Source organism: Pseudomonas oryzicola, from assembly GCF_014269185.2.
Classification (GTDB): Bacteria; Pseudomonadota; Gammaproteobacteria; order Pseudomonadales; family Pseudomonadaceae; genus Aquipseudomonas; species Aquipseudomonas oryzicola.
In genome coordinates this window covers 1,945,939-1,968,522 of the sequence record NZ_JABWRZ020000001.1, presented here as the reverse complement: position 1 = coordinate 1,968,522, position 22,584 = coordinate 1,945,939, and the positions used below count along the sequence as shown (strand labels likewise).

General features: G+C 61.6%; 20 protein-coding genes. 2 read left to right on the top strand and 18 right to left on the bottom strand.

The genetic code is table 11. The features are described 5' to 3' along the window. Nucleotides 1-142: 142 nt before the first annotated feature. The 9 genes from sucD to sdhC form a co-directional block, all read right to left on the bottom strand. A complete protein-coding gene (gene sucD / locus HU760_RS08870) occupies nucleotides 143-1,027 on the bottom strand; it encodes a succinate--CoA ligase subunit alpha (RefSeq protein WP_004376004.1) in 885 nt (294 codons plus the stop codon). Further along, nucleotides 1,027-2,193, bottom strand: a complete 1,167-nt coding sequence (gene sucC, locus HU760_RS08865; RefSeq protein ID WP_003254205.1) for an ADP-forming succinate--CoA ligase subunit beta — start codon at nucleotides 2,191-2,193, stop codon at nucleotides 1,027-1,029. The genes sucD and sucC overlap by 1 nt, the downstream gene beginning before the upstream one ends. 172 nt (nucleotides 2,194-2,365) lie before the next feature. Beyond that, nucleotides 2,366-3,802, bottom strand: a complete 1,437-nt coding sequence (lpdA, locus tag HU760_RS08860; RefSeq protein WP_013973439.1) for a dihydrolipoyl dehydrogenase — start codon at nucleotides 3,800-3,802, stop codon at nucleotides 2,366-2,368. A gap of 98 nt (nucleotides 3,803-3,900) precedes the next feature. Continuing rightward, the gene (gene odhB / locus HU760_RS08855; RefSeq protein ID WP_186674793.1) at nucleotides 3,901-5,121 is read right to left on the bottom strand and encodes a 2-oxoglutarate dehydrogenase complex dihydrolipoyllysine-residue succinyltransferase; all 1,221 of its coding nucleotides are present in this window, start codon (nucleotides 5,119-5,121) and stop codon (nucleotides 3,901-3,903) included. 42 nt (nucleotides 5,122-5,163) lie between these two features. Beyond that, nucleotides 5,164-7,995 (bottom strand): 2-oxoglutarate dehydrogenase E1 component, encoded by a 2,832-nt coding sequence (locus HU760_RS08850; RefSeq protein ID WP_186674794.1) that lies wholly within the window; start codon nucleotides 7,993-7,995, stop codon nucleotides 5,164-5,166. A gap of 246 nt (nucleotides 7,996-8,241) precedes the next feature. Continuing rightward, a complete protein-coding gene (locus tag HU760_RS08845; protein ID WP_011534752.1) occupies nucleotides 8,242-8,946 on the bottom strand; it encodes a succinate dehydrogenase iron-sulfur subunit in 705 nt (234 codons plus the stop codon). A gap of 11 nt (nucleotides 8,947-8,957) precedes the next feature. Continuing rightward, nucleotides 8,958-10,730 carry a succinate dehydrogenase flavoprotein subunit gene (gene sdhA, locus HU760_RS08840; protein ID WP_186674795.1) on the bottom strand — a complete coding sequence of 591 codons (1,773 nt, stop codon included), beginning with the start codon at nucleotides 10,728-10,730 and terminating at the stop codon, nucleotides 8,958-8,960. Between the two features lie 3 nt (nucleotides 10,731-10,733). Beyond that, on the bottom strand, nucleotides 10,734-11,102 hold the full coding sequence (gene sdhD, locus HU760_RS08835; RefSeq protein WP_003254214.1) for a succinate dehydrogenase, hydrophobic membrane anchor protein: 369 nt from the start codon (nucleotides 11,100-11,102) through the stop codon (nucleotides 10,734-10,736). After that, on the bottom strand, nucleotides 11,096-11,482 hold the full coding sequence (gene sdhC / locus HU760_RS08830) for a succinate dehydrogenase, cytochrome b556 subunit (RefSeq protein WP_012315350.1): 387 nt from the start codon (nucleotides 11,480-11,482) through the stop codon (nucleotides 11,096-11,098). Before sdhC ends, sdhD begins: the two co-directional genes overlap by 7 nt. 352 nt (nucleotides 11,483-11,834) lie before the next feature. On the opposite strand from sdhC, the gene gltA reads away from it, so the two are divergent. Next, a complete protein-coding gene (gltA, locus tag HU760_RS08825) occupies nucleotides 11,835-13,124 on the top strand; it encodes a citrate synthase (RefSeq protein WP_013973445.1) in 1,290 nt (429 codons plus the stop codon). A gap of 174 nt (nucleotides 13,125-13,298) precedes the next feature. On the opposite strand, the gene HU760_RS08820 is transcribed toward gltA, so the two are convergent. From HU760_RS08820 to HU760_RS08780, 9 genes are all read right to left on the bottom strand, one after another. Beyond that, the gene (locus HU760_RS08820) at nucleotides 13,299-13,904 is read right to left on the bottom strand and encodes an START domain-containing protein (protein ID WP_186674860.1); all 606 of its coding nucleotides are present in this window, start codon (nucleotides 13,902-13,904) and stop codon (nucleotides 13,299-13,301) included. Nucleotides 13,905-13,936: 32 nt separating this feature from the next. After that, entirely contained in the window at nucleotides 13,937-14,191 is a 255-nt protein-coding gene (locus HU760_RS08815; protein ID WP_186674796.1) for a YkgJ family cysteine cluster protein, read from the bottom strand. A 130-nt stretch (nucleotides 14,192-14,321) separates the two neighbouring features. Next, the gene (locus HU760_RS08810; RefSeq protein WP_186674797.1) at nucleotides 14,322-14,798 is read right to left on the bottom strand and encodes a hypothetical protein; all 477 of its coding nucleotides are present in this window, start codon (nucleotides 14,796-14,798) and stop codon (nucleotides 14,322-14,324) included. Between the two features lie 63 nt (nucleotides 14,799-14,861). Continuing rightward, nucleotides 14,862-16,304 carry an aminotransferase-like domain-containing protein gene (locus HU760_RS08805; RefSeq protein WP_186674798.1) on the bottom strand — a complete coding sequence of 481 codons (1,443 nt, stop codon included), beginning with the start codon at nucleotides 16,302-16,304 and terminating at the stop codon, nucleotides 14,862-14,864. Between the two features lie 295 nt (nucleotides 16,305-16,599). Next, nucleotides 16,600-17,412: an OmpA family protein gene (locus HU760_RS08800; RefSeq protein WP_186674799.1), complete on the bottom strand. Its 813-nt coding sequence runs from the start codon at nucleotides 17,410-17,412 to the stop codon at nucleotides 16,600-16,602. Further along, nucleotides 17,409-17,762, bottom strand: a complete 354-nt coding sequence (locus HU760_RS08795) for a DUF4398 domain-containing protein (RefSeq protein WP_186674800.1) — start codon at nucleotides 17,760-17,762, stop codon at nucleotides 17,409-17,411. Before HU760_RS08795 ends, HU760_RS08800 begins: the two co-directional genes overlap by 4 nt. Nucleotides 17,763-17,771: 9 nt before the next feature. Continuing rightward, nucleotides 17,772-18,593 carry a substrate-binding periplasmic protein gene (locus HU760_RS08790; protein WP_186674801.1) on the bottom strand — a complete coding sequence of 274 codons (822 nt, stop codon included), beginning with the start codon at nucleotides 18,591-18,593 and terminating at the stop codon, nucleotides 17,772-17,774. Nucleotides 18,594-18,668: 75 nt separating this feature from the next. Next, nucleotides 18,669-19,598, bottom strand: coding sequence for an electron transfer flavoprotein subunit alpha/FixB family protein (locus HU760_RS08785; RefSeq protein WP_186674802.1), 930 nt, complete (start codon nucleotides 19,596-19,598; stop codon nucleotides 18,669-18,671). Further along, a complete protein-coding gene (locus tag HU760_RS08780; RefSeq protein ID WP_015271101.1) occupies nucleotides 19,599-20,348 on the bottom strand; it encodes an electron transfer flavoprotein subunit beta/FixA family protein in 750 nt (249 codons plus the stop codon). 539 nt (nucleotides 20,349-20,887) lie between these two features. Between HU760_RS08780 and HU760_RS08775 the strand changes: the two genes are divergently transcribed. Continuing rightward, nucleotides 20,888-22,570: an electron transfer flavoprotein-ubiquinone oxidoreductase gene (locus tag HU760_RS08775; protein WP_186674803.1), complete on the top strand. Its 1,683-nt coding sequence runs from the start codon at nucleotides 20,888-20,890 to the stop codon at nucleotides 22,568-22,570. Nucleotides 22,571-22,584 lie beyond the last annotated feature (14 nt).

Sequence of the window (22,584 nt, the reverse complement as noted above, 5' to 3'; positions counted from 1 at the left end):
GTACGAAAATCCCTATCAGACCCATCGAAAAATCCAGGGAGCAGGTTTGCCCGTGATCAAGCGGGCAAAGGATACCCAGCCCCCCGGAAACGACAAAGGCCACCCGAAGGTGGCCTCTGTGCGCGTGGGGGGTGTAGCAGTATTACTTCTTGACTTCCCAGCCAGTCAGCTCGGCCAGGGCCTTGCCGATGTCAGCCAGGGAACGCACGGTCTTCACACCAGCGTCCTGCAGGGCGGCGAACTTCTCGTCCGCAGTGCCCTTGCCGCCGGAGATGATGGCGCCAGCGTGGCCCATGCGCTTGCCCGCAGGTGCGGTAACACCAGCGATGTAGGAAACCACAGGCTTGGTGACGTTGGCCTTGATGTAGGCCGCAGCTTCTTCTTCAGCCGAACCGCCGATCTCGCCGATCATGACGATCGCTTCGGTCTTCGGGTCTTCCTGGAACAGCTTCAGGATGTCGATGAAGTTGGAGCCCGGGATCGGGTCACCGCCGATGCCGACGCAGGTCGACTGGCCGAAGCCGGCGTCGGTGGTCTGCTTCACAGCTTCGTAGGTCAAGGTACCGGAACGCGAAACGATACCGACCTTGCCTGGCAGGTGGATGTGGCCTGGCATGATGCCGATCTTGCACTCGCCCGGGGTGATGACACCTGGGCAGTTAGGGCCGATCAGGGTCACGCCCAGCTCGTCGCACTTGACCTTGGCATCCAGCATGTCCAGGGTAGGAATGCCTTCGGTGATGCAGACGATCAGCTTGATGCCGCCGAAGGCTGCTTCCAGGATCGAGTCCTTGCAGAAAGGAGCCGGAACGTAGATGACCGAAGCGTCAGCGCCGGTAGCTTCCACAGCTTCTTTCACAGTGTTGAACACTGGCAGGCCCAGGTGGGTGGTGCCACCCTTGCCTGGGGTTACGCCGCCGACCATCTTGGTGCCGTAGGCGATGGCCTGTTCGGAGTGGAAAGTACCCTGCGAGCCGGTGAAGCCCTGGCAGATGACCTTGGTGTCTTTATTGATCAGGACGCTCATTACTTGCCCTCCGCAGCTTTGACAACTTGTTGAGCAGCGTCGGTCAGGCTGGTTGCCGCAATGATGTTCAAACCGCTTTCTGCCAGTACTTTAGCGCCCAGTTCGGCGTTGTTGCCTTCGAGGCGAACGACGACCGGAACCTTGACGCCGACTTCTTTCACTGCACCGATGATGCCTTCGGCAATCATGTCGCAGCGAACGATGCCGCCGAAGATGTTGACCAGAACGGCCGCGACATTGCTGTCGGACAGAATGATCTTGAACGCTTCGGTAACGCGCTCTTTGGTAGCACCACCACCAACGTCGAGGAAGTTGGCCGGCTTGCCGCCGTGCAGGTTGACGATGTCCATGGTACCCATGGCCAGGCCGGCACCGTTGACCATGCAGCCGATGTTGCCTTCGAGGGCAACGTAGTTCAGTTCGAACTTGGCAGCGTGGGCTTCACGGGCGTCGTCCTGCGACGGGTCGTGGAAGGTTTTCAGCTTCGGCTGACGGTACATGGCGTTTGCATCGATGTTGATCTTGGCATCGAGGCAGTGCAGGTCGCCATCGGCCTTGATCACCAGCGGGTTCACTTCCAGCAGCGCCAGGTCGTGATCCTTGAACAGCTTGGCCAGGCCTACGAAGATCTTGGCGAACTGTTGAACTTGCTTGCCTTCCAGACCCAGCTGGAACGCCAGTTCACGACCCTGGAACGGCTGCGCGCCGACCAGCGGATCGATAGTGGCCTTGAGGATCTTTTCAGGGGTTTCGTGAGCGACTTTCTCGATGTCCACGCCACCTTCGGTGGAAGCCATGAACACGATACGGCGGCTCGAACGATCGACTACAGCGCCCAGGTACAGCTCTTTGGCGATGTCAGTGCAGGATTCGACCAGAATCTTGGAGACGGGTTGACCGTTGGCATCGGTCTGGTAGGTAACCAGATTCTTGCCCAACCACTGTGCAGCGAACGCCTTGGCGTCTTCTTTGCTGCGAACCAGCTTGACGCCGCCCGCCTTGCCGCGACCACCCGCGTGAACCTGGGCTTTTACCACCCACTCGTTCCCGCCGATCTTGTCGCAGGCTTCTGCAGCTTGCTCAGGGGTATCGACAGCGAAACCCTTGGAAACTGGCAGGCCGTATTCAGCGAACAGCTGCTTACCCTGATACTCGTGAAGATTCATGCTTTTTACCGTCTTCGTTAGGTACTGCGCTTCGGCGCTGCGCCATTACTGGCGCCGCACCACCTGTGACCGTTGACCCCGGGTTTTCCCGTGTGATCCGGTCCGGCGGACTTTCCGCGGTGAGTCATGCACGCAAGACTCACGACGGGCAGCCCGCCGTGGTTTCTTATAATTAACGCTTCTTACGGTTGGCCACGTGAATGGCGCCGCCATTCACAGCCAGCGCTGCTTCATGCAACGCTTCGGACAGGGTCGGATGGCTGAAGACCATCATGCCCAGATCCTCGGCACTGGTGCCGAATTCCATTGCGATTGCGCCCTGCTGCACCAGTTCGGCAGCCGATGGGCCAATCACGTGTACACCCAGAACGCGGTCGGTCTTGGCATCGGCGATGACCTTGACGAAACCACCGGTGTCGTTGGCAGCCATCGCACGGCCGCTGGCCGCGAACGGGAAGGTGCCCACGTTAACCTCAACGCCCTCGGCCTTCAAGGCCTGTTCGGTCTTGCCGACCCACGCGATTTCCGGGTGGGTATAGATGACCGACGGGATCAGGTCGTAGTTCATCTGAGCCTTGTGGCCCTTGATGCGCTCGACCACCATGATGCCCTCTTCCGAGGCCTTGTGGGCCAGCATCATGCCGCGTACCACGTCGCCGATGGCGTAGACGCCCGGCACGCTGGTGGCGCAGTAGTCGTCGACGAAGATGTAGCCACGCTCGTCGATGGTCACGCCGCTGTCAGCAGCCAGCAGGTCGGTGGTCACCGGGCGACGGCCGACCGCGACGATCAGCTTGTCGAAGGTGATCTTCTGCTCGCCGTTGGCGTCGGTGTAGGTCACTTCGACTTCGTTGCCGTTGACTTTCGAGCCAGTGACGCGCGCGCCCAGCTTGATGTCCAGGCCTTGCTTGGTCAGGGTCTTCTGGGCTTCTTTCGACACGGCGGTGTCGGCAGCCATCAGGAAGGTGTCCAGCGCTTCCAGCACGGTGACTTCAGCACCCAGGCGCGCCCATACCGAGCCCAGCTCGAGGCCGATCACGCCAGCACCGATAACGCCCAGGCGCTTCGGCACGGCCTGGAATTCCAGGGCGCCGGTGGAGTCGACGATGACGTTCTGGTCGACCGGAGCCGGCGGAATGTCGATCGGGCGCGAGCCGGAAGCCAGGATCACGTTCTCGGCTTCGATGACTTCGGTGGTGCCATCAGCCTTGGTGACTTCGACCTTCTTGCCAGCCAGCAGCTTGCCGTGGCCCTGGATCGAGGTCACGCCGTTGGCCTTGAACAGGGTGGCAACGCCACCGGTCAGGTTCTTGACGATGCCAGCCTTGCGGCCAACCATCGCGGCGACGTCCATCTTCACTTCGCCAGTGGAGATACCGTGGACGTTGAAGCTCTCTTTGGCTTCCTTGTACTTCCAGGAGCTGTCCAGCAGCGCCTTGGAAGGAATGCAACCTACGTTCAGGCAGGTGCCGCCCAGGGCCAGCTTGCCCTCGGCGTCGGTGTATTTTTCGATACAGGCAGTCTTCAGACCAAGTTGTGCGGCCTTGATGGCAGCCACATAGCCGCCAGGACCTGCACCAATCACCACTACGTCGAATTTCTGGGTCATAAAAGATTCCTTTTTTCAGCTTCAAGCGACAAGCTGCAAGCCGCAAGGCCGGCAGGCTTCGAACTGAAGCCTGCCGCTTGCCGCTTGCAGCTGCGCGATTAGATGTCCAGCAGCAGGCGAGACGGGTCTTCCAGCAGGTTCTTGATGGTGACCAGGAAGGTTACCGCTTCCTTGCCGTCGATCAGGCGGTGATCGTACGACAGCGCCAGGTACATCATCGGGCGAATCACGACCTGGCCGTTGATGGCCATCGGGCGCTGGATGATGTTGTGCATGCCGAGGATGGCGGCCTGCGGCGGGTTGACGATCGGGGTCGACATCATCGAGCCGAAGGTACCACCGTTGGTGATGGTGAAGGTGCCGCCGGTCATCTCTTCGATGGCCAGCTTGCCGTCACGGGCCTTCTTGCCGAAGGTGGCGATGCCGTTCTCGATTTCCGCCAGGCTCATCGACTCGGCGTTACGCAGTACCGGTACCACCAGGCCACGGTCGCTGGACACGGCAACGCCGACGTCGGCGTAGCCATGGTAGACGATGTCGTTGCCATCGATCGAGGCGTTGACCGCCGGGAAGCGCTTCAGGGCTTCGGTAGCGGCCTTGACGAAGAACGACATGAAGCCCAGGCGCACGCCGTTGTGGGTTTTCTCGAACAGGTCCTTGTACTTCGAACGCAGGGCCATGACTTCGGTCATGTCGACTTCGTTGAAGGTGGTCAGCATGGCCATGCTCGACTGGGCTTCGACCAGACGCTCGGCGATCTTGGCACGCAGGCGGGTCATCGGCACGCGCTTCTCGGTGCGGTCGCCGGCGGCAACCACAACCGGGGCAGCAGCGGCAGCAGCAGCCGGCTTGGCCGCCGGAGCAGGGGCCGACTTCTTGTTGGCGACGGCAGCGACGACGTCTTCCTTGGTGATGCGACCACCTTTGCCGGTGCCGGAAACGCTGGCCAGGTCGATGCCGTTTTCTTCAGCCAGCTTGCGCGCGGCCGGGGCGGCAACCGGGTCTTCTTCGCCAGCGTCGGCAGCAGCGGCAGCCGGAGCAGCGGCGGCCGGAGCGGCAGCTGGAGCAGCGGCGGCAGCACCGCCCTCAACGATCGAACCCAGCACTTCGTCGGACAGGACGGTGTCGCCCTCACCCTTGACGATGGCGCCCAGTACGCCGTCGGCAGTAGCCAGTACTTCCAGGACGACCTTGTCGGTCTCGATGTCGACGATCAGCTCGTCACGCTTGACGGCATCGCCCGGCTGCTTGTGCCAGGTGGCAACGGTGCCATCGGCGACCGATTCCGGGAAGGTTGGGGCTTTGATCTCGATAGCCATTATCAGTGTTTCCTTAAATTCGGTTTCAGGTGCGCGAAGGCGTTAGACAGTGAAGGCGTCTTGCAGCAGTTTTTCCTGCTGTTCGGCGTGCTTCGAAGCGTAACCACAGGCTGGCGCGGCAGAAGCGTCGCGGCCGGCGTACTCCAGGACCAGTGCCTTGTTGTGGCGGCCCAGGATGCGGCGCATGTGGTGCTGGCTGCTGTACCAGGCGCCCTGGTTCATCGGCTCTTCCTGACACCAGACCGCATGCTTGAGGTTGGTGTAAGGCGCCAGGATTTCGACCAGGTCGTCCTCCGGGAACGGGTACAGCTGCTCGATACGCACGATGGCGATGTCTTCGCGGCCTTCGGCACGGCGTTTTTCCAGCAGGTCGTAGTAAACCTTGCCGCCGCACAGGATCAGGCGTTCGACCTTGGCCGGATCGAGGCTGTCGATTTCCGGGATCACGGTCTGGAACGAGCCTTCTGCCAGGTCCTCGAGGGTCGACACGGCCAGCTTGTGGCGCAGCAGCGACTTCGGCGTCAGGACGATCAGCGGCTTGCGCAGCGGACGGATGACCTGGCGACGCAGCAGATGGTAGATCTGCGCCGGGGTGGTCGGTACGCAGACCTGGATGTTGTGCTCGGCGCACAGCTGCAGGTAACGCTCCAGACGCGCGGAGGAGTGCTCCGGGCCCTGCCCTTCATAACCGTGTGGCAGCAGCATGGTCAGACCGCACAGGCGGCCCCACTTGTGCTCGCCGCTGGTGATGAACTGGTCGATCACCACTTGCGCACCGTTGGCGAAGTCGCCGAACTGGGCTTCCCAGATCACCAGCGCGTTCGGCGTGGTGGTCGAGTAGCCGTATTCGAAGGCCAGTACCGCTTCTTCCGACAGGAAGGAGTCGTACAGTTCGAACTGAGGCTGGCCCGGGAACAGGTTCTTCAGCGGTACGTAGGTGCTGGCGTCCTTCTGGTTGTGCAGCACCGCGTGACGGTGCGAGAAGGTGCCACGGCCGATGTCCTGGCCGGTCATGCGGATCGGGTGACCTTCGAACTGCAGGGTGGCGTAGGCCATGGTCTCTGCATAACCCCAGTTGATCGGCAAGCCACCGGCCTGCATCTTCTGGCGGTCTTCGTAGATCTTGGCGACCTGGCGCTGCACGACGAAGCCTTCCGGGATCTCCAGCAGCTTGGCCGACAGTTCCTGCAGGGTCTTGAGGTCGAAGCGGGTGTCGTGACGCGCGGTCCAGGCATGGCCCAGGTACGGACGCCAGTCGACGAACAGCTCGCGGTTCGGCTCCTTGACCAGGCTCTTCACCACGTGCAGGCCGTTGTCCAGCGCGCTGCGGTACTCGTCGACCTTGGCCTGGGCGCGTTCGGCATCGATGCGGCCGGCCTGGATCAGTGCATCGGCGTACAGCTCACGGGTGGTGCGCTGCTTGCTGATCTGCTGGTACATCAGCGGCTGGGTGCCGTTCGGCTCGTCGGCCTCGTTGTGGCCGCGACGACGGTAGCAGACCAGGTCGATGACCACGTCACGCTTGAACTGCATGCGGTAGTCGATGGCCAGCTGGGTCACGAACAGCACGGCTTCCGGGTCGTCGCCGTTGACGTGCAGGATCGGCGCCTGGATCATCTTGGCAACGTCGGTGGCGTACTCGGTGGAGCGCGCGTCCAGCGGGTTGCTGATGGTGAAACCGACCTGGTTGTTGATCACGATGTGCACGGTGCCGCCGGTCTTGAAACCGCGGGTCTGCGACATCTGGAAGGTTTCCATGACCACGCCCTGGCCGGCGAATGCGGCATCGCCGTGGATCGAGATCGGCAGCACCTTGTCGCCAACGGTGTCGTTGCGGCGGTCCTGACGGGCGCGCACCGAACCCTCGACCACGGGCGAGACGATTTCCAGGTGGGACGGGTTGAACGCCATGGCCAGGTGCACTTCGCCACCCGGGGTCATCACGTTCGAGGAGAAGCCCTGGTGGTACTTGACGTCACCGGAGCCCAGCTCGTTCATCTTCTTGCCTTCGAACTCGTCGAACAGCTCGCGCGGGTTCTTGCCGAAGGTGTTGACCAGAACGTTCAGGCGGCCACGGTGGGCCATGCCGATCACGACTTCCTTGGTGCCGTAGGAACCGGAGCGCTGGATCATTTCGTCCAGCATCGGGATCAGGCTTTCGCCGCCTTCGAGGCCGAAACGCTTGGTGCCCGGGTACTTGGTGCCGAGGTACTTCTCCAGGCCTTCACCGGCGGTCACGCGCTCGAGCAGGTGGGCCTGCACGTCGGCGGAAAACTCCGGACGGCCGCGCACGCTTTCCAGGCGCTGCTGGAACCAGCTGCGCTGTTCGGAGTCGACGATATGGGTGAACTCGGCGCCAATGGTGCGACAATATGTCTTCTGGAGCGCCTCGAAGATCTCGCGTAGGCTCGCCTCCTCTTTGCCGATGAACAGGTCGCCGGCACGGAAGGTCGTATCAAGATCGGCATTGGTCAAGCCGTAGTGATTGATCGACAGGTCTACAGGCGCAGGACGCTGCCACAACCCCAACGGGTCGAGCTTGGCAGCCTGATGGCCGCGCATACGATAGGCCTGGATCAGTCGCAGAACTTCAACCTGCTTCTTCTCGTGTTCACTGCTCACGCTCCCGGCAGATACCGGTTGGGCGCGGCGCTGGTTCTTTGCCAGCAGTACGAAATGGTCGCGGATTGTCGAGTGCGATACATCGGTAGCGGTGCTGCCGTCGGCGGGCAACTTCTGGAAGTAGGTGCGCCACTCTTCTGGCACAGCGTTAGGGTCGTGCAGGTAGAGCTCATAAAGCTCTTCCACATATGCAGCGTTACCACCTGAAAGGTGGGCGCTTTCCCACATGCGCTGCATCACGCTTTCTTGCATGCTTGGTCACCCTCGGTTAGGGGACTGATCGGCGAGAGCCACAGCAAACCTGGAAAAGTCCGAATACAGCGACTGAACCACGCCACTAGGATCCTGCTGATTTTCCGGGTACCAGCCCGGAAAGCCCCTGCTGGTCTCATATCTTCATAGGTAATGAACGCAGGCTTTGTGGGCCCTTGTTCGGGTTTTACCTCAGTGCGGGCTCACCACCCGCACCTCGGCTTACTGCAGGTACAACGCTTTGTATCAGGTGCCGCTTTGCAGCAGCATGTTACGTACGTGACCGATTGCCTTGGTCGGGTTCAGACCTTTAGGGCAAACGTTGACGCAGTTCATGATCCCACGGCAGCGGAATACGCTGAACGGGTCATCCAGGGACGCCAGGCGCTCCTGGGTCTTGGTGTCGCGGCTGTCGGCCAGGAAGCGATAGGCCTGCAGCAGTGCAGCGGGGCCCAGGAACTTGTCCGGGTTCCACCAGAACGACGGGCAGGAAGTCGAGCAGCAGGCACACAGGATGCACTCGTACAGACCGTCCAGCTTGTCGCGGTCTTCCGGCGACTGCAGGCGCTCGATAGCCGGCGCCGGCGTGTCGTTCTGCAGGAACGGCTTCACCTTCTCGTACTGCTTGTAGAAGATGCTCATATCGACGACCAGGTCACGAATGACCGGCAGACCCGGCAGCGGACGCAGGATCAGCTTGTTGCCCTTCACCACCGCCGACAGCGGGGTGATGCAGGCCAGGCCGTTCTTGCCGTTGATGTTCATGCCATCGGAACCGCAGACGCCTTCACGGCACGAACGACGGTAGGAGAACCCTTCGTCCTGCTCTTTGATCAGCGCCAGTACGTCCAGCACCATCAGGTCCTTGCCACCGGTATCGACCTGGAAGGTCTGCATTTTCGGCGCGGAATCGGTGTCCGGGTTGTAACGATAAACTTCGACTTGCAACATAGCGGCCACCCTCAGTAAGTCCGGACTTTTGGTTCGAAGGCTGGAACAGTCTTCGGCGCAAAGTTGACGCCACGCTTGGCGACGCGCTTCTCACCCGGGTAGTACAGGGTGTGGCACAGCCAGTTTTCGTCGTCACGGTCTTCGTAGTCTTCACGGGCGTGAGCGCCGCGGGACTCTTTACGGGCTTCGGCCGCGATGGCGGTAGCTTCGGCGACTTCCAGCAGGTTCTGCAGCTCCAGTGCCTCGATACGCGCGGTGTTGAAGGCCTTGGACTTGTCATTGATCTTGACGTTGGCGATACGGTCACGCAGACCGGCCAGCTGCTCGATACCCTTCTGCATGTATTCGCCAGTACGGAATACACCGAAGTAGTTCTGCATGCAGCTCTGCAGCTCGCGCTTCAGGCTGGCAACGTCTTCACCAGTGGTGCGCTCGTTCAGCTTGTTCAGGCGGTTCAGGGCAACATCGACGTCGGTGTCGCTGGCGTCGCGGTATTCCACGCCTTCGGTCAGCGCCTTTTCCAGGTGCAGGCCGGCAGCACGGCCGAACACCACCAGGTCGAGCAGCGAGTTGCCGCCCAGGCGGTTGGCACCGTGCACCGATACGCACGCCACTTCACCTACGGCGAACAGGCCTGGGATGATCTGGTCGTTGCCTTCGGCGTCCATGGTGATGGCCTGGCCGTGAATGTTGGTGGCAACGCCGCCCATCATGTAGTGGCAGGTCGGGATGACCGGTACCGGCGCGACCACAGGGTCGACGTGGGCGAAGGTCTTGGACAGTTCGCAGATACCTGGCAGGCGGCTGTGCAGCACCTCCTCGCCCAGGTGGTCCAGCTTCAGCAGTACATGGTCCTTGTTCGGGCCCACGCCGTTGCCGGCGATGATTTCCTTGACCATGGAACGGGCGACCACGTCGCGGCCGGCCAGGTCTTTGGCGTTCGGCGCGTAACGCTCCATGAAGCGCTCGCCGTGGGCGTTGATCAGGTAGCCACCTTCACCGCGGCAACCTTCGGTGACCAGTACGCCGGCGCCGGCGATGCCGGTCGGGTGGAACTGCCACATTTCGATGTCCTGCACCGGTACACCGGCACGCAGAGCCATGCCCACGCCGTCACCGGTGTTGATCAGGGCGTTGGTGGTGGAGGCGTAGATACGGCCGGCACCGCCAGTGGCCAGTACGGTGGCCTTGGACTTGATGTACAGGGTTTCGCCGGTTTCGATGCAGATTGCGATCACACCCACGAATGCGCCATCCTGGTTCTTCACCAGGTCTACGGCGTAGTACTCGTTGAGGAAGGTGGTGCCGGCTTTCAGGTTGCCCTGGTACAGGGTGTGCAGCAGCGCGTGACCGGTACGGTCGGAAGCGGCGCAGGTACGGGCGGCCTGGCCACCTTTACCGAAGTCCTTGGACTGGCCACCGAACGGACGCTGGTAGATACGACCGGTTTCGGTACGCGAGAACGGCAGGCCCATGTGGTCCAGCTCGAAGACCGCAGCCGGGCCTTCCTGACACATGTATTCGATAGCGTCCTGGTCACCGATGTAGTCGGAGCCCTTGACGGTATCGTACATGTGCCAGCGCCAGTCGTCGTTCGGGTCGGCCGAAGCGATGGCGCAGGTGATGCCGCCCTGGGCGGATACAGTGTGCGAACGGGTCGGGAAGACCTTGGTGACCACGGCAGTCTTGTGGCCGCCTTGAGCCAGCTGCAGCGCAGCGCGCATGCCGGCACCGCCGCCACCGATGATGATGGCGTCGAAAGAAATGGTTGGAATGCTAGCCATGGATCAGATACCCCAGAGAATCTGCACACCCCAGACGAAGTAAGCGAACATCGCAACGCCGCATACCGCCTGGAACAGGAAACGAATCGCAGTTGCCGACTTGCCGAACGACATTGGCGTCAGGTAGTCGGTCGCAATGGTCCACATGCCGACCCAGGCGTGAGCGCCCAGGGCAACGAGGGCCAGCAGACTGAAGATCCGCATCGCGTTGTTGGAGAACAGACCATGCCACTGGGTGTAGTCGATGCCTGGGTGGGCGACCACGTAGCCGATCAGGAAGAGGAAGTAAGCCGCGAGAACGACCGCAGAGACGCGCTGCGCCATCCAGTCATAGAGACCCGAACGCGACAGGTTCGTGACATTGGTTACCATACCCAAACTCCCACCAGAACGATCAGCACCACGGAGATGACGATCACGATTTTCGAGCCCAGCTTGCCGCCTTCCAGCGTCTCACCGATACCCATGTCCATGATCAGGTGACGCACACCTGCCACGAGGTGATAAAGCAGGGCGGACAGCAGGCCCCAGGTCACGAACTTGGCCAGCGGGCTGGTCAGACACGCCTTCACCTCACCGAAGCCTTCCTCGGAACCCAGCGACTTGCCCAGTGCATAAAGCATGATGGCAAGGCCGAGGAACAGGATGACGCCGGAGATACGGTGCAGGATGGACGTGTACGCAGTGACGGGGAGCTTGATGGTCCTTAGGTCTAGGTTTACAGGTCGTTGGCTTTTCACGGCTTTTTTCACACTGAAGAGCCCCTAGCGAATCAGGGCAAAGTTGTTGGTAAGTGTACTGGTCAGGTACCCACCACCCAGGGAACGGCGACCCCCAGCAGTTCGGGCTTGCAAGCCCCTGGCGGTCGGGTTGCGAGTATAGACAGTTAGGCTGCTTATGACAACGTGACGGGGTAGCCCAAATAGCGCATTGCCTTTAATGGACAAAAGGCGTAAATGGGCGAGAATTTCGCGAAAAACCAGGCCTCAATGCCTGTTTCAACAAGCCTTTAGGCAAATTGACATCTGAATTTATCCCTCTATAGTGGTGCGGGCCCTGCGTGGGGGGTCTGTCTGATGATTTCAAGCATTAATAGGAGGCCACATGGCTGACAAAAAAGCGCAGTTGGTCATCGAGGGCGCTGCCCCCGTCGAGCTGCCCATTTTAACCGGCACCGTTGGTCCTGATGTAATCGACGTCCGCGGGTTGGGGGCCACTGGTCACTTCACCTTCGACCCTGGTTTCATGGCGACTGCCTCGTGCGAGTCGAAGATCACCTACATTGACGGCGACAAGGGTATCCTGCTGCACCGCGGCTACCCGATCGAGCAGCTCGCCGAAAAGTCCGACTATCTCGAAACCTGCTACCTGCTGCTCAACGGCGAACTGCCGAATGCCGAGCAGAAGGCCCAGTTCGTCAGCACCGTGAAGAACCACACCATGGTTCACGAGCAGCTGAAGTCGTTCTTCAACGGCTTCCGCCGCGATGCCCACCCGATGGCGGTAATGTGCGGCGTGGTCGGCGCCCTGTCGGCGTTCTATCACGACTCCCTGGACATCAATAACCCGCAGCACCGCGAGATTTCCGCGGTACGCCTGGTCGCCAAGATGCCGACCCTGGCCGCGATGGTTTACAAGTACTCCATGGGCCAGCCGATGATGTACCCGCGCAACGACCTGTCGTACGCGGAAAACTTCCTGCACATGATGTTCAACACCCCGTGCGAGATCAAACCGATCAGCCCGGTGCTGGCCAAGGCGATGGACCGGATCTTCATCCTCCACGCCGACCATGAGCAGAACGCCTCCACTTCCACCGTGCGCCTGGCCGGTTCGTCGGGTGCCAACCCGTTCGCCTGTATCGCCGCCGGTATCGCCGCACTGTGGGGCCCGGCCCACGGCGGTGCCAACGAAGCGGTACTGACCATGCTCGATGAAATCGGCGATGTCTCGAACATCGACAAGTTCATCGCCAAGGCCAAGGACAAGAACGACCCGTTCAAGCTCATGGGCTTCGGTCACCGCGTGTACAAGAACCGCGACCCGCGTGCCACCGTGATGAAACAGACCTGCGACGAAGTACTGCGCGAGCTGGGCATCAAGAACGACCCGCAGCTGGAACTGGCCATGCGCCTGGAAGAGATCGCCCTGACCGATCCGTACTTCATCGAGCGCTCGCTGTACCCGAACGTCGACTTCTACTCGGGGATCATCCTCAAGGCGATCGGCATTCCGACCAGCATGTTCACCGTGATCTTCGCTCTGGCACGTACCGTGGGCTGGATCTCGCACTGGAAAGAAATGCTCTCCAGCCCGTACAAGATCGGCCGCCCGCGCCAGCTGTACACCGGCGAACAGAAGCGCGACATCGTTGCGCTGCAGGACCGCAAGTAAGCTTCCTTGGCCGAACGCAAAAAGGCTGCCCTCGGGCAGCCTTTTCTATTCATCTGTGCCGGCCTCTTCGCGGGTAAACCCGCTCCCACAGGGACCCCAGAGGCCCGGAAGATTGCGGGATACCTGTGGGAGCGGGTTTACCCGCGAAGAGACCGGCACAAGTGACACAATGCCTCAGTTTTTCTCGGCCCGCTCACGCAACGCTTTCAGGGTATTGAACGGCGCATCGACCACGAACTTGTTGGCCACCATCGCCGGCACGCTACCACCCGGCTCGGTGTGCACCTGATAAGTCACTTCCGTGCTATCCCCTTTGGGCACCAGCTTCCAGAAGCCTTCGACCTTCGCTACGCGCACAAAGCCTTTCTCTTCCGGGATGTAGGTCGGCTCTTCCTTCAGGTTGCGCACCAGGCTGCCATCTGCCTCCTTCACCGTGGTCACATGCAGCACCGAGTCACGCGGGGTTACCGGCCATGGCGTATTGAACTGGGTATAGGTCCAGAGCTGGCCACCCTCCTGCTTGAGCAGCTTCTGCATCTTGCATTCGTGGATCCACGCGCAGGCCCCGACCACATCCTCCTGCAGCGCCTGCACCTTCGCCAGCGGCGCCTTGATCAGGGTAACGCCCTGGTACGCCTTGTATTTGGAACCGGCCACTTCACTGAGCGATACCTTGATCCCCTCCTCGTCCTTGGCCACCTGCCAGTTCTCGGCCCAGGCCGCAGGGGACAGCAGAACACCCAGGCCACACAGCAGTGCAATACGCTTGAACGATCTCATCATGTTTATCCTTGTTGTCGACGATCCAGCCTTCACGCCGCCGTCATCTGCTCCCACCAGCCAAGAATCCTGATCGCCTCGTCACGGTCATTGCCGCACACCTCGACATCCGCCTGGAAACCGCCACACACTGCGGGCCGCTCGGGCTTGCCGAACAGATCACAGAGGTTGTCGACGGTCAGGTGCAGGCAGCGCTCGCCGGCCGGCTTGCCATTCGGCATGCGCGGCATCGCAGAGCTGATGGACGGGGCAATGCAGCAGGCACCACAACCCTCACGGCATTTCATGGCTATTGACCAAAATCAGGACTCCCTGGAACAAAACGGGACGAGCGTCCCTGGATAGTAACCCCTCAAACAGGCGTTTGAAATTGCTGGCATGATGAAATCTGCCATGACCCAGCAGTCAGTTTGGCAGCTACTGACGGTACTCGAAATCAATGGCAGCCCCTTCCACTTCGCGACGGCTGTCATTGCGCAGCTGCAGCTGCATCTCGTTGTTGATCAACCGACCATTAAGCTGGAACGGGCTGTCGTCGGTCTCCGGCTTTTCCGTGAACAGCGGCGGCAGCAAGGGCTGGCGTCGCTGGGTCGGTGAAGGGCTACCCACCTCCGGCTGCAGCTTGTCGACCATATCGGCCGGCAGACTGAGGTCGAGCCTGGCCTTGGGCAGCGGCTTGGCAACGGCGTTGCTCACTGGCTTGCCGGCCGGCCTGGCCTTGCTGGTGACGGCCTTCTTTGCCACTGGCTTCTGCACGGGCCTGGCCTGCGCCTTGTGCGCGGGTTTGCCCTGGGCCGCCTGCGCCTGGCTTGCCGGCTGCGCAGCCTGGCCTGCACCAAGGTAGCAGAGCGGAGCAAGGCACAAGATCAAGGCAAAACGGCGCAAAGCATTCATGGCAAATGGACAGACTGGCAGGAAAAGTGCGTATGCTCCCTGTTCGGCAGGCGCGTGGCAAGCCTACAAAAGCGCGGCCGCCGGCTCACGACACAACTGCTGGGCCAGCAGGCCAAGGGTAATCACCGCGCGCTCGGCTTCCTTGTTCCACGGAATGCCGCAATTAAGGCGGATACAGTGGTTGAACTGTTCGGTATTACTGAAAATCAGCCCCGGTGCGATGCTGATACCCTGCTCCAGCGCGCGTACATGCAGCTCCTGGGTATTGACCCGCCCTGGCAGGCTCACCCACAGGATAAACCCGCCCGTCGGCCGCGTCATCTGGGTGCCCTCGGGGAAGTGTTGCTGCACCGCCAACTGGTAGGCACTGAGGTTCTTGCGGTACTCCTGGCGGATGTAACGCAGGTGGCGGTCGTAACCGCCATTCTCCAGGTAGGCCGCCACCCCCATCTGCGTCACACTGCACGCCGAGTGGGTGGTGAAGGTTTGCAGGCGCTGGATTTCGTCCTGATAGCGCCCGGCGATCATCCAGCCAACGCGCACCCCTGGGGACAAGGTCTTGGAAAAGCTCGAACAGTAGATCACCCGGTCCAACCGGTCGAACGCCTTCAGCGCCTTGGTCTTGCCCTGCTCGAACATCAACTCGCCGTAAATGTCGTCCTCGACGATCTGGATATCGAAATCCGATGCCAGGCGCAGCAACTGCTTCTGCCGCTCTTCCGGCACAGTGCCGCCCAGTGGGTTGCTCAGCCGTGCCGTGAGTACCAGCGCCTTGATCGACCACTGGTTGGCCGCCAGTTGCAAAGCCTCGAGACTGATGCCGGTGGACGGGTCGCTGGGGATCTCGATCACCTTCAGGCCCAACAGATCAGCCAGTTGCAGCAGGCCGTAATAGGTGGGCGACTCGGCGGCGATCAGGTCGCCGGGGCGGGTCAGCACGCGCAACGACATCTGTAGCGCATCGACGCACCCATGGGTCACGATCACTTCACGCGGGTCGACCAGCACGCCAGCATCGCGCATGCGAATTGCGATTTGCCGGCGCAGCGGCTCGAAACCGGGGCTGAACATGTAGCTGAAGGCACGTGGGCTGTGAAAGCGTGTCACCTTGGCGAGCTGCTGATGCAAGGCACGCACCGGCAGGTAATCGACATGCGGCACGGCGGCACCGAACGCGAACACACCATCGCGGCGCGCCTCGGCCAGTACTTGCTGGATGATGCTGGCGCGGGTCACCAGGCCGGGGCGCTCCACGCGGGCAATGTCCGGCGTCTGCGCGGTCAGGGCCGGGGTCTGGTGCACGTAGTAGCCGGACTGCGGCCGCGCACGGATCAACCCCTGGTCTTCGAGGTTGGCATAGGCCTGCAGCACCGTGGCATGGCTGACGTTGAGCTGGGCGCTCATCTTGCGCACCGAAGGTACACGCTCGCCTGGCTGGTAGACACCGCGACGGATGTCATCGGCCAGTTGCTGGGCGATACGCTGGTACAGCAGCAGGTTGGTCATGGCTGGCTCTCGACGCGCGGACGGACTCGTTGTTCTTGTGTCGCTCACTGAGGGTAGAGAATACCGTAACAGTTGCAAAGTGTACTGGGACAGATCGCAGGATAGTCAACAATACAGTTGCATGACAGTGATAAAACACAGAAATCCGAGGGTGTCGACGAAAAGCCGAGGCTGCTTTGCAGCCCATCGTCGACAAGCCAGCCCCCACAGGAATTGCACAGGGATCGAACTCTGTACAACTCCTTGGGGGCTGGCTTGCCGGCGATGGGCCGCAAAGCGCCCCCCTTCACACGATTCAGCGCGCTGGCGCGAGCCTGCCCTTGTCATCGGAGAACACGATCTCCACCCGGCGGTTCTGCGCCCTGCCCCGCTCCGAGGCATTGGCCTCGATCGGGTACTGGTCGCCATACCCCTCGACCTGCAGGCGCTTCTCGTCGATACCCAGGTCGACCAGCATGTCAGCCACGGCCTGCGCCCGGTCACGCGACAGCTTCAGGTTGTCCTCGGCAGTGCCGGTGCTGTCGGTATAGCCTTCGATCCGTACCACCCGGCGTGGGTTGAGCTGAAGGAACTGCACCAGCTTGAGCACGGTGCGGCTGGCCGAGTTCTTCAGGTCGGCACGGCCAGTGTCGAACAGCACATCCCCCAAGGTCATCACCAGGCCGCGATCGGTCTGCTCCGAGGCCAGCGCGGCGATCTGCGACTCGATCCACTTGCCCTGCTGCTGCACACTGGCCAGCTTGGCCTCACGCAGGGCCAGTTGCAGGCGCTGGCGCTCCAGGTCGAGCTTGGCCTGGCGCTCCTGGTTCAGCGCCAGCTTGGCATGCTCGCTGGCAATCTCGCTGTAGCGCTGGCTGAGATAGGCGTAATGGCGCACGTCGGCACCGGTGCCAATGTAGCTGGACAGGCGCTCGGCACGGGCCAGCGACTCACCTGCGCGAATCACGTCACGCGGGGCACTGCGCAGCACATCGGAGTCATCCTTGACCTTCTGGAAGGCAGCGCTGGCATCACCCAGCGCTGCACTGCTGCGCTGGCTGGCGCAACCTTGCAAACCTACCGCCAACGCCAGCACTGCCAGCGCCGCCAATGGTGTACGGCGGATCATGGCTGCACCTCCAGCTGCTTGCGCAGGCGCTTGACCCGGGACTGCAGCAACTGCAACTGCTCTTCACTCTTCTGGTTCAGCACCTGGGCTTCGGCCAGGCGCGCATCCAGCTCGGCCTGTTCGGCCCGCATGCGCGCATCGCGGTAATCTTCGGTGAGCATGTTGGCCTTGGCCCGGGCCAGTTTGTCTTCGGCCAGCTTGAGCGCTTCGACCTGCTCGGTAGCCCCGACGGCCCTGGCCTGCTCCAGTGCCTGCTCGGAAATGCGCATCTGCTCGACAGGGGCCGGATCGTTGGCGCAGCCAGCCAGGCCGAATACGGCCAGGGCAAGGATTAGTGGTTGGGTTCTCACGCAATCTTCCTAGTTTTTGGGGGCGTCCGACGGCACTTGCAGTTGCGCTTTCCAGCGCTCGACATTGCGCTGCAGCGCGGCCTCGGACGCACCGGAGATCGGCAATTCTGTCAGTTTTTTTGCCAATTGCCCACGCAGCCAGCTGTCATTGCAGGCGGAATTATGCGACACGGCCAAATACAGCCCCGGCCGATCCACCGGCATGCCTCGAGCAATCAACTGGTTGCTCATGCCCAGGCTCTGGACCATCGCCATGCCCGCATAGCGGCCCGCGAGTACATAGTCGACCTGACCAAGCACCAGTTTCTGGAATGCCTGGGTCAGGTTCTGCGCTGGCACCAGCTTCAGCTGCGTCTTGACGAAAGCGCTGAAGGCCGGTGTCAGCCGTGCATGCTCGGACAAACTGCCCTGGTACCTGGCCAGGTCCGCCGGGCCATCGAAGGCCAGCCCGGCATCGTGACGGGTCCACACCAGGTACTCGTTGAGCTGCAGAGGTGGGTGAATGTAGTCGAGCGCGGTCAGTTGCTCCACCTGCATGGGGGTGTCGAGCAACAGGTCCATGCGCCCGCTGCGCACTTCTTCCAGCGCCTGGTCACGACGGCCGGCACTTAGCACCTCCAGCTTCAGCCCCAACTCGCCGGCGGCCTGGCGCAGGAGGTCGACATTGGCACCGATCAGGTGCTTCGGGTCGTTCGGGTCTTGCCATGAATAGGGCGGCGCATCGGGGCTGCCAGTGGCTACCAGGCGCTCACACTTGCCTGCCGCCATGGCCAGCGGCGACAGCAACACCGCCATGCATGCCAGCACCCTGCCCGTTCCGCGCAACGTCATCCCTCACTCCTCAGCCCATGAAAAAACCCGGCCCTCGAAACGAGGGCCGGGTTCTTTATAAGTGAAGCAGGCGGATCAGACCAGCTTTTCCAGCTCCGGAACTGCTTCGAACAGGTCGGCGACCAGGCCGTAGTCGGCAACCTGGAAGATCGGCGCTTCCTCGTCCTTGTTGATCGCCACGATCACCTTGGAGTCCTTCATGCCGGCCAGGTGCTGGATCGCACCGGAGATACCAACGGCGATGTACAGCTGTGGCGCAACGATCTTGCCGGTCTGGCCAACCTGCATGTCGTTTGGCACAAAGCCGGCATCGACGGCGGCGCGCGAAGCGCCGACGGCAGCACCGAGCTTGTCGGCCAGGCTGTACAGGTGCTTGAAGTTGTCACCGTTGCCCATGCCACGGCCACCGGAAACGACGATCTTGGCAGCGGTCAGTTCCGGGCGGTCGGACTTGGCCAGCTCTTCGCCAACGAAGGCCGAGATGCCGGCGTTGTGTGCCGCGCCAACCGCTTCAACGGCAGCCGAACCACCTTCGCCAGCCACGGCGTCGAAGCCGGTGGTACGTACGGTGATGACCTTGATGGCTGCGCTCGACTGCACGGTGGCAATGGCGTTACCGGCATAGATCGGGCGCTTGAAGGTATCGGCGGACTCCACCGAGATGATCTCGGAGATCTGGTCCACGTCCAGCAGCGCGGCAACGCGCGGCAGGATGTTCTTGCCGTTGGTGGTGGCCGGGGCCAGCACGTGGCTGTAGCCTTTGGCCAGTTCGACGATCAGCGGCGCGACGTTTTCCGGCAGGACGTGTGCATAGGCTGCGTTGTCGGCAGCCAGCACCTTGGCCACGCCAGCGATCTTGGCAGCAGACTCGGCAACGCCGCCCACGTTCTGGCCAGCGACCAGCACATGGATATCACCACCGATCTTGGCGGCAGCGGCAACAGTGTTCAGGGTGGCCGGGGCTACGGCACCGTTTTCGTATTCAGCGACAACCAGGATAGTCATTTAGATTACCTTCGCTTCGTTCTTCAGCTTCTCGACCAGTTCGGCCACCGATTTGACCTTGATACCGGCGCTGCGGGCAGCCGGGGCTTCAACCTTCAGGGTCTTGTTGGTGGAGGCGAGGGAAACGCCCAGCGCGTCTGGAGTGACGGTTTCCAGCGGCTTCTTCTTGGCCTTCATGATGTTCGGCAGCGACGCGTAACGTGGCTCGTTCAGGCGCAGGTCGGTGGTGACGATGGCCGGCAGATTCAGGGCCACGGTCTGCAGGCCGCCGTCGATTTCACGGGTGACGTTCAGCTTGTCGCCAGCCACTTCCACCTTGGAGGCGAAGGTGCCCTGGGCAAAGCCGGTCAACGCCGCCAGCATCTGGCCGGTCTGGTTGTTGTCGCTGTCGATGGCCTGCTTGCCGAGGATGACCAGTTGCGGCTGCTCCTTGTCGACAACGGCTTTCAGCGCCTTGGCCACGGCCAGGGAATTCAGTTCGTCGGCAGCTTCGACCAGGATGGCGCGGTCGGCCCCCAGGGCCAGGGCGGTACGCAGTTGTTCCTGGGCAGTGGCCGGGCCGACGGAGACCACGACGATCTCGCTGGCAACGCCCTTTTCTTTCAGGCGCACGGCTTCTTCCACGGCGATTTCGCAGAAGGGGTTCATGGACATCTTGACGTTAGCAAGGTCGACGCCGGAGTTGTCCGCCTTGACGCGAACCTTGACGTTGTAGTCGACCACTCGTTTGACAGCTACAAGAACCTTCATGGATTCCTCGTTACTCTCCGGTGAATAGATAGTCGCCTGGGGTCATTGCCCGGCGATGCGCGTGGGTACAAGGGCACCTCTAAAAACGTACCGGGAGGCAGTAACTTGAGAGTGACCGAACAGTCTTGTCCGGACGCTTGCGTCAAATACTCACGGGTCATTTCCTGTCGTGGCGTGTAAACTCCACTACAAACCGGCCGGAGGCCGCAGAACCCTGCTCCACAGCTGGTCTTTAGAGGTGTACCTGCGCCCGGCTGCAAGCCTACGGCGAACGTAAAACCGCTCGTATCTTGACCGTAACACCCAATCCGGTCAATACGGCAAATGGGTCATCCTCCAGCCGCGTTCCTGCGATTTTACTGGCCTGCGGCAAATTCAAACAAACGTTTGTATTGGACCCGCCAAGTGGTGTAGATATAATGCGCGGCCAAGACAAAACGGTGTAGTTCGTCATTTGCCCAGCTACAGTTCCGCCGTTGCGTAGAACCGCTGCGAATGCCCCCGCGCACCCATAAGACCAAGCAACAGCACGAGCCTTGATGAGTAGGAGAGAACCAGTGGAACGCGAGTACATGGAATTCGACGTGGTCATCGTCGGCGCCGGCCCGGCAGGCCTGTCAGCCGCCTGCCGCCTGAAGCAGAAGGCCGCCGAAGCCGGTAGCGAAATCAGCGTCTGCGTGGTGGAAAAAGGCTCTGAAGTCGGCGCCCATATCCTCTCTGGCGCGGTGTTCGAGCCCCGTGCCCTGAACGAGCTGTTCCCCGACTGGAAAGCCCTCGGCGCACCACTGAATACCGAAGTGAAGCGCGACGACATCTACGTGCTCAAGGATGCCGGCAGCTCGACCAAGGTGCCTGACCTGTTCGTGCCCAAGACCATGCACAACCAGGGCAACTACATCATCTCCCTGGGCAACCTGTGCCGCTGGCTGGCCCAGCAGGCGGAGAACCTGGGCGTGGAAATCTACCCGGGCTTCGCTGCCCAGGAAGCCCTGTTCGATGACAACGGCGTAGTCCGCGGCATCATCACCGGTGACCTCGGCGTCGACCGCGAAGGCAACCCGAAAGACGGCCTGTACACCCCGGGCATGGAACTGCGCGCCAAGTACACCCTGTTTGCCGAAGGCTGCCGTGGCCACATCGGCAAGCAACTGATCAAGCGCTTCAACCTCGACAGTGAAGCCGACGTCCAGCACTACGGCATCGGCCTGAAGGAAATCTGGGAAATCGACCCGGCCAGGCACGAACAGGGCCTGGTGGTGCACACCGCCGGCTGGCCGCTGGATGTAATGGCCAAGGACAACACCGGTGGTTCGTTCCTTTATCACCTGGAAAACAACCAGGTAGTCGTCGGCCTGATCGTCGACCTGTCCTACGCCAACCCGTACCTTTCGCCGTTCGATGAATTCCAGCGCCTGAAGCACCACCCGGTGATCAGCCAGTACCTCGAAGGCGGCAAGCGGATCAGCTACGGCGCTCGCGCCCTGGCCAAGGGCGGTATCAACTCGCTACCGAAGATGGTCTTCAACGGCGGCGCCCTGATCGGCTGCGACCTTGGCACCATGAACGTAGCCAAGATCAAGGGCAGCCACACCGCGATGAAGTCCGGCATGCTGGCCGCCGAAGCAGTGGCCGATGCATTGATCGCCGGCAGCGAAGGCGGTGACCAGTTGAACGGCTATGTCAGCGCCTTCAAGGCCAGCTGGCTTTACGAAGAACTGTTCGCCAGCCGCAACTTCGGCCCGGCCATGCACAAGTTCGGCCCGCTGCTGGGCGCAGCATTCAACTATGTGGACCAGAACTGGTTCGGTGGCAAGCTGCCGTTCACCCTGCACGACACCAAGCCGGACTACGCCTGCCTGAAGCTGGCGGCCGATGCGCAGAAGATCGACTACCCGAAACCGGACGGCAAACTCAGCTTCGACAAGCTCAGCTCGGTATTCCTCTCCAGCACCAACCACGAAGAGGAGCAACCCTGCCACCTGAAGCTGACCGACCCGAACATCCCGATCGCCAGCAACCTGCCGCTGTACGACGAGCCGGCGCAGCGCTATTGCCCGGCCGGGGTGTACGAAGTGGTCAGCCAGGAAGACGGCAGCAAGCGCTTCCAGATCAACGCGCAGAACTGCGTACACTGCAAGACCTGCGACATCAAGGACCCGGCCCAGAACATCACCTGGGTCACCCCTGAAGGCGCTGGTGGGCCGAACTACCCGAACATGTAACCCCCTGCCCTTGC

What these genes read in the sequence shown, in the direction of transcription:
- sdhA (WP_186674795.1), bottom strand. Translation starts at nt 10,730, where the DNA reads ATGGCTAGCATTCCAACCATTTCTTTCGACGCCATCATCATCGGTGGC.
- HU760_RS08805 (WP_186674798.1), bottom strand. Translation starts at nt 16,304, where the DNA reads ATGACCAACCTGCTGCTGTACCAGCGTATCGCCCAGCAACTGGCCGAT.
- HU760_RS08785 (WP_186674802.1), bottom strand. Translation starts at nt 19,598, where the DNA reads ATGACTATCCTGGTTGTCGCTGAATACGAAAACGGTGCCGTAGCCCCG.
- HU760_RS08850 (WP_186674794.1), bottom strand. Translation starts at nt 7,995, where the DNA reads ATGCAAGAAAGCGTGATGCAGCGCATGTGGGAAAGCGCCCACCTTTCA.
- HU760_RS08815 (WP_186674796.1), bottom strand. Translation starts at nt 14,191, where the DNA reads ATGAAATGCCGTGAGGGTTGTGGTGCCTGCTGCATTGCCCCGTCCATC.
- HU760_RS08800 (WP_186674799.1), bottom strand. Translation starts at nt 17,412, where the DNA reads ATGATCCGCCGTACACCATTGGCGGCGCTGGCAGTGCTGGCGTTGGCG.
- HU760_RS08775 (WP_186674803.1), top strand. Translation starts at nt 20,888, where the DNA reads ATGAGTAGGAGAGAACCAGTGGAACGCGAGTACATGGAATTCGACGTG.
- odhB (WP_186674793.1), bottom strand. Translation starts at nt 5,121, where the DNA reads ATGGCTATCGAGATCAAAGCCCCAACCTTCCCGGAATCGGTCGCCGAT.
- HU760_RS08790 (WP_186674801.1), bottom strand. Translation starts at nt 18,593, where the DNA reads ATGACGTTGCGCGGAACGGGCAGGGTGCTGGCATGCATGGCGGTGTTG.
- lpdA (WP_013973439.1), bottom strand. Translation starts at nt 3,802, where the DNA reads ATGACCCAGAAATTCGACGTAGTGGTGATTGGTGCAGGTCCTGGCGGC.
- HU760_RS08845 (WP_011534752.1), bottom strand. Translation starts at nt 8,946, where the DNA reads ATGTTGCAAGTCGAAGTTTATCGTTACAACCCGGACACCGATTCCGCG.
- HU760_RS08780 (WP_015271101.1), bottom strand. Translation starts at nt 20,348, where the DNA reads ATGAAGGTTCTTGTAGCTGTCAAACGAGTGGTCGACTACAACGTCAAG.
- sdhD (WP_003254214.1), bottom strand. Translation starts at nt 11,102, where the DNA reads ATGGTAACCAATGTCACGAACCTGTCGCGTTCGGGTCTCTATGACTGG.
- HU760_RS08810 (WP_186674797.1), bottom strand. Translation starts at nt 14,798, where the DNA reads ATGAATGCTTTGCGCCGTTTTGCCTTGATCTTGTGCCTTGCTCCGCTC.
- sucD (WP_004376004.1), bottom strand. Translation starts at nt 1,027, where the DNA reads ATGAGCGTCCTGATCAATAAAGACACCAAGGTCATCTGCCAGGGCTTC.
- gltA (WP_013973445.1), top strand. Translation starts at nt 11,835, where the DNA reads ATGGCTGACAAAAAAGCGCAGTTGGTCATCGAGGGCGCTGCCCCCGTC.
- HU760_RS08820 (WP_186674860.1), bottom strand. Translation starts at nt 13,904, where the DNA reads ATGAGATCGTTCAAGCGTATTGCACTGCTGTGTGGCCTGGGTGTTCTG.
- sucC (WP_003254205.1), bottom strand. Translation starts at nt 2,193, where the DNA reads ATGAATCTTCACGAGTATCAGGGTAAGCAGCTGTTCGCTGAATACGGC.